The 8,142-nt window shown below is 34.5% G+C and carries 7 protein-coding genes and 1 tRNA gene; 5 read left to right on the forward strand and 3 right to left on the reverse strand.

All coding sequences use genetic code 11. From position 1 onward, the window contains the following. Nucleotides 1-235 precede the first annotated feature (235 nt). Nucleotides 236-664: an FKBP-type peptidyl-prolyl cis-trans isomerase gene (locus QXL17_08085; protein MEM4259087.1), complete on the forward strand. Its 429-nt coding sequence runs from the start codon at nucleotides 236-238 to the stop codon at nucleotides 662-664. A 39-nt stretch (nucleotides 665-703) separates the two neighbouring features. On the opposite strand, the gene QXL17_08090 is transcribed toward QXL17_08085, so the two are convergent. Together QXL17_08090 and QXL17_08095 are read right to left on the reverse strand one after the other, a co-directional pair. Continuing rightward, a complete protein-coding gene (locus QXL17_08090) occupies nucleotides 704-3,664 on the reverse strand; it encodes an AAA domain-containing protein (GenBank protein ID MEM4259088.1) in 2,961 nt (986 codons plus the stop codon). 49 nt (nucleotides 3,665-3,713) lie between these two features. Then, nucleotides 3,714-4,052 (reverse strand): archaellum operon transcriptional activator EarA family protein, encoded by a 339-nt coding sequence (locus QXL17_08095; protein ID MEM4259089.1) that lies wholly within the window; start codon nucleotides 4,050-4,052, stop codon nucleotides 3,714-3,716. 203 nt (nucleotides 4,053-4,255) lie between these two features. Between QXL17_08095 and QXL17_08100 the strand changes: the two genes are divergently transcribed. From QXL17_08100 to QXL17_08110, 3 genes are read left to right on the forward strand one after another with little or no spacing between them, the layout of a single operon-like run. After that, entirely contained in the window at nucleotides 4,256-5,182 is a 927-nt protein-coding gene (locus tag QXL17_08100) for a DMT family transporter (protein MEM4259090.1), read from the forward strand. 42 nt (nucleotides 5,183-5,224) lie between these two features. Then, nucleotides 5,225-5,965, forward strand: a complete 741-nt coding sequence (locus QXL17_08105) for an ABC transporter ATP-binding protein (protein MEM4259091.1) — start codon at nucleotides 5,225-5,227, stop codon at nucleotides 5,963-5,965. Beyond that, a complete protein-coding gene (locus tag QXL17_08110; GenBank protein MEM4259092.1) occupies nucleotides 5,922-7,340 on the forward strand; it encodes a hypothetical protein in 1,419 nt (472 codons plus the stop codon). The genes QXL17_08105 and QXL17_08110 overlap by 44 nt, the downstream gene beginning before the upstream one ends. Here the strand turns inward: QXL17_08110 and QXL17_08115 are convergent. Beyond that, a complete protein-coding gene (locus tag QXL17_08115) occupies nucleotides 7,326-7,748 on the reverse strand; it encodes a DNA-binding protein (protein MEM4259093.1) in 423 nt (140 codons plus the stop codon). The two genes, QXL17_08110 and QXL17_08115, sit on opposite strands and share 15 nt — an antisense overlap. A 109-nt stretch (nucleotides 7,749-7,857) precedes the next feature. On the opposite strand from QXL17_08115, the gene QXL17_08120 reads away from it, so the two are divergent. Continuing rightward, nucleotides 7,858-7,931 (forward strand) — tRNA-Asn (locus QXL17_08120). Nucleotides 7,932-8,142 lie beyond the last annotated feature (211 nt).

Genomic DNA, 8,142 nt, shown 5'->3' on the forward strand with positions numbered 1-8,142 from the left:
ATGGTTTTGTTGAAAAAATCTGTAAAAAAGCTTGTTGAATTATGATTTTTTCTGTTTGCTGTGCGTGATTCTCACAGCAAAATGAGACGTTATGCTGAATTTATGGATTCATTTCGGGATGTAGCCATCAACAAGCAAATCTTTATATAACTTGAAAAGATGCAACAATAAAGCAAAAAGGATGCACATACAGTATTTGCGTTTTTTTTGTTGAAAAATAAGAGAAGGTAAAAAAATGAAAGTGGTGAAACAGGGAGATAAGGTTAGTATTGTTTGTGAAGCAAAACTTGAAACAGGAGAACAATGTTTTGAAAATAACGCTGGAAATACCCTTGAAATTGTTGTTGGTGAAGGAAAATTCTTTCCAAGTTTGGAGAGTAGTTTAAAAGATATGAAAGAAGGAGAAACAAAAACAATTACTCTTGATCCGGCAGAAACTTTTGGATCATATCGAGATGATCTCATCATGGACGTGCCAAAAACATATTTTCAAAACGCATCAAATATTGGAATCGGTGCACGGATCAAAGTTGATGCACCGTCAGGAAAAACATACTATGCTACTGTAATTAAACTGACCGATGAGAATATCACGTTAGATTTCAACCATCCTTTTGCTGGTAAAAAAATTATTATCACTTTCACAGTTATCTCAATTCAATAATCAATGACCCTCAAGTTCATATCACTACCGAATCCCAAATCAACAGAGTCTTTTAACAGACTCAATAACTGAAACAAGATCCTTAGTAATATCTGAAGTTGTGTAATATCGTACTTGCCAATCATCTTGTCTAAGGACAGTATCGATGATATTACTTCGTGGATTTTTATCGATCCAAATCACATATTTTTGATTTCCTGTAAACAAAACAAAGTCAACTGTATATATATGATTATTCGACAAATGAACATGATACCTTGGGACGAGGCGCAATCCGTTTTTTCTTGCAGCGTCATAAAACACTTCTTCAACTGAAGAGGAAAAGGTTATTGAAGTTTCTTGCTGTACGTCGTGTACATAATCTGCAAGTTCTTTCAGAATGCCTTTGGTTTGTTGACACATCTTTTGATCGCCAACTATGATGAGTAAACTTTTAGCCCGTGAAATGGCAACGTTGATAAGCTGCCGCGTCGTTTCTATCCATTGTAGTGTACCAGGGTACGCACCGGTTGATATGGCAGGAGAAAAAATTATAATATCTTTTTCATCACCTTGAAATCGATGTGCTGTACCAACAGTTATTGGCATCGAATATTTTATCTGCAACAGTTTTAATTTTTCTTCAATAAGTTCCATTTGAGCTCGAAATAGTGTTACGACCCCAATTGAAACCTGTTTTCCACTGTGTTTATCTTGTAACCGCTGAAGAAGATCGATGACAGCGTCGATTTCTTCAAGATTATAAGAGCTATACGATCTAATAGTATTTCCAGGAGTGTCAGTCCAAAGTACACCATGGATATGATAATCAGTGGTGATAAGAGAATCATGGTTTGTATGAATCGCTAACTTTTGTTGATAGAAATAATTGTTTGAAAACGTAATAATATCACGATGACATCGATAGTGCTCATTGAGAAGAATAGGAGATTGACCTCGAAACAAAGCTAATTTTTCTGCTAGATCATAGAGAGAACACTGAGTATAGGAGACATAATTATATATTGAGTTGATATGATGCTGAGAAGCAAGATTTTCATCAAAAGAACTAGTCAACAACGATATATGACGAAGTTGTTGAGGATCACCTATGATAACTGCCTGTTTTGCTCTAAATAATAGGGGTATCGCCGAAACAATATCACATTGTGATGCTTCATCGATGATTACAAGATCAAAAAGATTATTATGGAAAGGTATACTATTTTTGACAGAAAGATTGGTTGTGATCCAAACTGGAAGAAATGGTAATATTTGAACAAAATTTCTTTTCCATTGTACATCAAGCTTTTTCCAGATTTTTAGATCAGGGATGTACTTCTGAAGTTCGGCCCCTGTTTCAAAAAATTTTTGAAGTGCATCCCTATCGTCGAATCCTGTTAAATGTATTTTTGAAATCCAAGTATGTTCGAAAAGAAGACGAGACTGCTGTATCTTCTTTTGTTGTAATTCAAAAATCTGTCTTCTGAGATTTTCAGCAGGCGGTAATTTCTTAAGTTTTTTGTTGAGTTGATCAATTTTGTTTTGAAAAAGTATACTTTGATAAATTGCTCGAAGCCATTCAAACAATTCTTCCTGCTTGATCGCTTTGTTTTGTAATTTGGAAACGATGACTTCTTGAAGTGATCGAGAAAAATATACATGCAGCTCGTTGAGTAAAATATTATTTTTATACGAAAACAATTTTGAAAACAAATTTCCAAATTTGTATAGCCCTGTGGAGGTACGTTTTTGGACAATCTTCAGTAATAATTTGTGAAAGGAACTATTGTTTAGATTTTGCTGGATCTCTTGATAATATAAGGAAACAATATATTCTGGAACATTTTTCAATTGCAGATTAATATCTGATTGCATTTTGTCAATATTTTTATTTATTTCAATCATAGTATTGAGTTGTTCTTGTAAGCATCTTATTTTCCCAACAATGTTACGAAATTCATGAGTTATTTCTGAAATATCTATTTTTAAGATAGACGAGGGCACCTCTTGAAACATATCAGAAATATCGATTCTTGTTTGCTGACGGTGCTGCTCAGCACCCATTCGCATAATGACTGGCAAACGAATCAAAGGTCTGAGTTTTTCAGTGATAACATCAACGGCTTTGTTGTTTTTACTAGCAAAGAGAACTTTTTTTCCTGACCATACTGCATTTGCTATGATATTCAGAACAACTTGAGATTTTCCGGTTCCTGGAGGGCCAGTTATAACAGTAAAAGGTTGTGTTAAAGCTGCAGATACTGCTTGTTCTTGTGAAGGATTTAATGGATATATTTCAAGTAAATCGTCATGATTTATCTGACAAGGTCCTCGGTTTTCCAATGGATTAATAAGGACATTGAGTATACTATCTTCACATTTCGAAAAAGGAATATTTTTGAGTCTTTGGAGTTCGATGAGAAGACTGTGGGTAAAATTGGTTTTCTCAATATAAAAAAGTATACCCTTGGTTAGAACATTTATTTTCTGTTTTTGGACAGAATTATGAAAAACCGATTGCACAGAGGATGTAAATTTCTCCAATATTTGTGTAACTGTTTTGTATGGATCTGTAGGATCAAACACAGTTCGTATTTCATTTATTTCCTCGATTTCAAGACCGCAGCGGAAAAGTATCGAAAAATTAAACTCAATCTGTTTTAAATCAGGATACAACTCAAAGGTTGTCCCCTTTTTTTCCCATGAGAGAGGGATCATGATTAACGGATATATATTTTCTTTAGTATCATCGAAAACAGGAAAACTGAAACACAGTTTTTTATGCGATGTTTTTGTCGGATTTGTTACTAAAAATTGCTCAAGGGCTCCAGAATGCGATAAAGGAACTTGAACTGCAGTTTCACAGGAAAGTAACTCGTAAGTTAACGGCAGTGAAACAAATTGTTTTCCTTCTTTTGATTTTGGTAAAACGACCGATAACAATTGTTCTTGTTGGATACACTCAATATAATACGAAAGGAGAGACAAAAAATCATGTGCACTCATGTGTTTCTTCATATGAACAAATGATATGTATAATACAACAACAGGAAAAAATTTAATGTTCTCAGCGATGATCTTTTATCGTTCTTAGCATTTCTTTACCAAAATCAGTAATTCCATACAATCGGATACTTCCATTTCCACAATTTTTTTCTTCGATGATGTTTAAATAAAGAAGTGACTCTTCTTCTTTATATCGAGTATCCATTCCTCGTATGGCACCGATAACATTCGATGGCGTTGTCCGAACATGATATGCTATCTCTGAGGTGTAACTGTAACTAGGACTAATATCAAAGAGATACTCGGCAATTTTCTTTCGAACATTACTTCTCCGTAATGCACGAATTGCTAACGGACGGATTAATTCTGGTGAAACTAATTGTTTATTTTCTTTTGACATCCCATTTTCCATTCTATCGATAACAGGATGTACTACATTGTTAATAAATGATTTTCTCCTGTAGATAATCTGCTATGTTCCCAGGTATATCGTCAGGTACATATTCAAAAGCAGGTATATGCAGCCGCGTATGCACATGTATATACGTATTTTTTGGTGGAACGAATACTTTAAATGAGCTTCACCTTTGCCGAATGCAAAGTATGAATAATAACATGATTGGTAGTCAGCAAAAAAATGTTCTTCATAGCTATTTCTATATTATTATCATCCTTCCAATTATTTTTTGGGCATGTGCTTTTCCGTTTATTAAAATTGGTTTACAATATTTATCCCCAATCAATTTGACCATCATGCGGCTTTTTTTTGTTTGCATCATTTTTTTATTTATGATGATTATTAAACCAAGATGTTTTTCAAAAATAGATATAGTTGACATTCCAAGGTTTTTCCTCCTTGGTTTTTTTGGGGTGGTCGTTTATCATCTTGGATTAAACTACGGGGAAACTTTGATTTCCGCTAGTGCCGCAAGTCTGATAATTGCCACAATTCCAATTTTTGTTGTAATGTTTGCTGCACTATTTCTTAAGGAAAACATTTCATTTAAACTTCTCAGTGGTATTCTCTTTTCTTTAAGTGGTGTTATTATTATTTCATTATTTGGTACCGCAGATGCATCTCTAGAAATCAACTACGTTCTTGCTGCTGGTGCTGTTTTAGTTGCTGCAGTTGTTGGAGCAGGATATACAATCGGAGGGAAAAAACTCCTCGCCAGATATTCTGCATTGTCATTAACAGCATATGTATTTTTATTTGGCTTTCTTGGATTAATTCCCTTAGTAAGTACATCGTTAATTGATGAAATAAGTATCATGCCTCTAGCTGGATGGGGGGTAGTTCTTTTTTTAGCACTTTTTCCGACCGTAATCGGATATGTTTTATGGTACATCGCTTTAGATATGAAAACTGCATCAGAAATCAGTGTTTTTTTATATTTTACTCCTGTGGTATCAACAATGATCAGCGCATTATTTTTTAATGAACAAATAACCATGCTGTTTTTAGTGGGTGGATTTCTAGTTTTATTTGGTTTATATATCGTCAATACAAGTACCCGAAAAAAAACATAACAGTATCTTTTTTAATATACGACAAATTACCTCACTGCAAATATGATTATTGTTGAGAATTTATATAAACGATACGGGAAAATACTTGCGTTGAACAATATCTCGTGTAGATTTGATGACCAACAAGTCACTGCTATTATGGGAGAAAATGGAGCAGGAAAGAGTACTCTGTTAAAAATTTGCGCAAATATACTCCCATTTGACCAAGGTTCAATCTACGTTGATTCATATTCGATTGTAACTGATTCGATTAAGGCACGAGAAAACCTCGGATATCTCCCTGAAATACCAGAACTCTACGATCGTATTACCGGTCGGGAGTTTTTATTTTACATTGCATCGTTACGAAGGTTACAAAATGCACAACAGATCATTACCAATTTATCTGAATTAATTGGAATAGCTGATCATTTGGATTTTGAACTAGGTGGATATTCAAAAGGCATGAAACAGAAAATTTCTTTGATTACAGCGATAATGCATAATCCGAAAAATCTGCTCCTTGATGAACCTGTTTACGGACTTGATCCGTCAACATCAAAGACAATCGAAGAATTTATTCAAAAAAGAAAAGGAACAACGGTAATCGCAACACATTCAACCCAACTCGTCGAACAAACGTCTGATACTGTATATATGCTTATGCATGGTCGTATTGTTCTTGCAGGTACAACCGCAAAAATTCTCGAGCAGTATGGTAGCATCGAGAATGCATATTTTGCATGTAAAGAGGAAAAAAATGTTCGAAACAACACAGTTATTAATCTGCAACAACGTTCGTAACGTCATCAGAAATATCCGCTCCTCTCCATTTTTATATCTGTTCTTTTTTTTTATGATGGTTGGTTCAATTGTTTTGTTCGCCGTGTTGACCTTCTTTATTGTAAAAACAAGAGTTCTAGTACGCATTGAAGAAGTTTTTTTTGCACTTTTTTTTATTTTCTTTATCAAATCAGCGGCTGATATGTATACATATTTTATCAAAGCACATAATGTTGCTTATGCGTTATCAACATCTTCGAAACAAGGACATATAGTTGGTGAAATCTTTCTAGCAATATTAAGTACAAATTTTTTTATTTGGATAAGCCTTTCATTATTGTACCTTCTAGTTCTTCGCATGTTAGGTATCAACATTATGTACCCTCAAGAGTATGTATTTTTCTGCATAGGTATCTTTTTAGCAACAATGATGGGATCAATGATGGTTCTTCAATTCTATTCACCGTACCGTGAGCGTTTAGTATTACTTGGAATTGTATTATTACATTACTGGATTTCACAAAATTTTCTTGCAATCAGTATAACAACACCTGGTGTATTACTCTATTTTCTTTGGACGCTCCGCCGATCACAAGATTCATATCTGTTTGTTCCAAGAAAAGATCGAATAAAAGAACAATCACAAGCACGTATCCGTTCAGTTGTTTCTTCGTTATGTCATCGAGAATTAACTATACTCTGGCGTGAACGTTTACTTGCAAGTTTTGTGCTAGCATCTATTTCAACCGGTGTCTTTTCAGGATATCTCTCGATATATGGAACCGATATTTTTATACCCGAAGAGCTTCAAAAAATTACCGGAAATATACTTCCACTAATGTTCGTCTTTCTTGGTGTGTACATCATGGTAATTTATACTTCAGTTTTCCCTGCTTTAAATCTCTTTTTAACCGAGGAGAAAACGATGTGGATCCTTCGGCATCTTCCACTAGAAAATAAGGCTATTGTTTATGGAAAGGTTTTAACAATGGCTGTTTGTTATATCGCCTCGATTCCATTTCTTGCGTATATTTCTCTTTTTATCGGAATACATCATATTATCTTGTTATGTTGGCTTTTTTCTTTTTCATATATTATGGGTGTTGCTATTTCTGTGCCCCTCGGTGTAAAATTTGTCGGAAAAAAATCAGATATTCTTCTGTTATATTGTGTTTCTTTACTTATCTTTAGTATTATGCTTGTCGCTGCGTCTGCAGGATATTTTTTACAAAAAAAACCAATCGCTTCAATATCTTTTTATATCCTTACTGTTGCTATTGCCAGTGTACTCCTTCTGTTTTCACTAAGATTTTCATCAAAAATTCTACAGCAAGGAAACGAAATAAAAAGATACCAAGAGCCTTTGAGGAAAAAATCGCTTTTATTGAAAGGTTAATTGGTTAATGCCGATATTATCATCGTATTTTCTAATAACTTGTGCATCGATAATTTCTATAGTAAGTTCACAAGTTGCACTGACAATAGCTGACGTGAGATGGCCACCAAAGGATTCGTGTTTGGCGTTACAAATGTTAATATGAATATGGAGGTATATCTCTCCGTTCATCGTTGAGATATTTCCCATAAGTGGTATAATTTCATAATCTCCCGTAAATTCCTGCGTTTGGTATTTTTTAGTTTTTAGATTTAAAAGCCCCATATGAACCTTGTTTGTAGCACCAATACCATAGATGGTACCACATCTGATGTTGAGTTCTTTACAGATCTGCCGAAGGTTTTCGATGATTTCTTCACCAGAATCAAGACGGATGAGCACTTTTTGTCCAATTTGTTTGTAATTCATGAGTAGTGAAAAACAACACAAGGATATATAAAGATTTATTCTCTATCCTTTTACAAAATGTTTTAATAGGAAATTCTATTGTCTTGTCCGTTTACAAATCTGTTGATGTGCCGTCCTAGCTCAGTCCGGTGGAGCATTCGGCTGTTAACCGAACGGTCGCCGGTTCAAATCCGGCGGACGGCGTTGTACAAAAAGTACGTAATGTAAAAAAATATGGTTCGCAAAAAATAGAGGTAGATACCCTTTCCTGGAGATGAGAACCTCGAGGAAATAGACCTCTTGCGAAATAGCAATTTTTAACCCCTAGCATATATATTCTACATCGGATGGGATGTAGAGATGCTGACCTATGAAAAATTATCAAGAAAGCCCGGGATGTTCCACACATTCACCG

The organism is Candidatus Thermoplasmatota archaeon (assembly GCA_038884455.1).
Classification (GTDB): Archaea; Thermoplasmatota; E2; order DHVEG-1; family DHVEG-1; genus JAWABU01.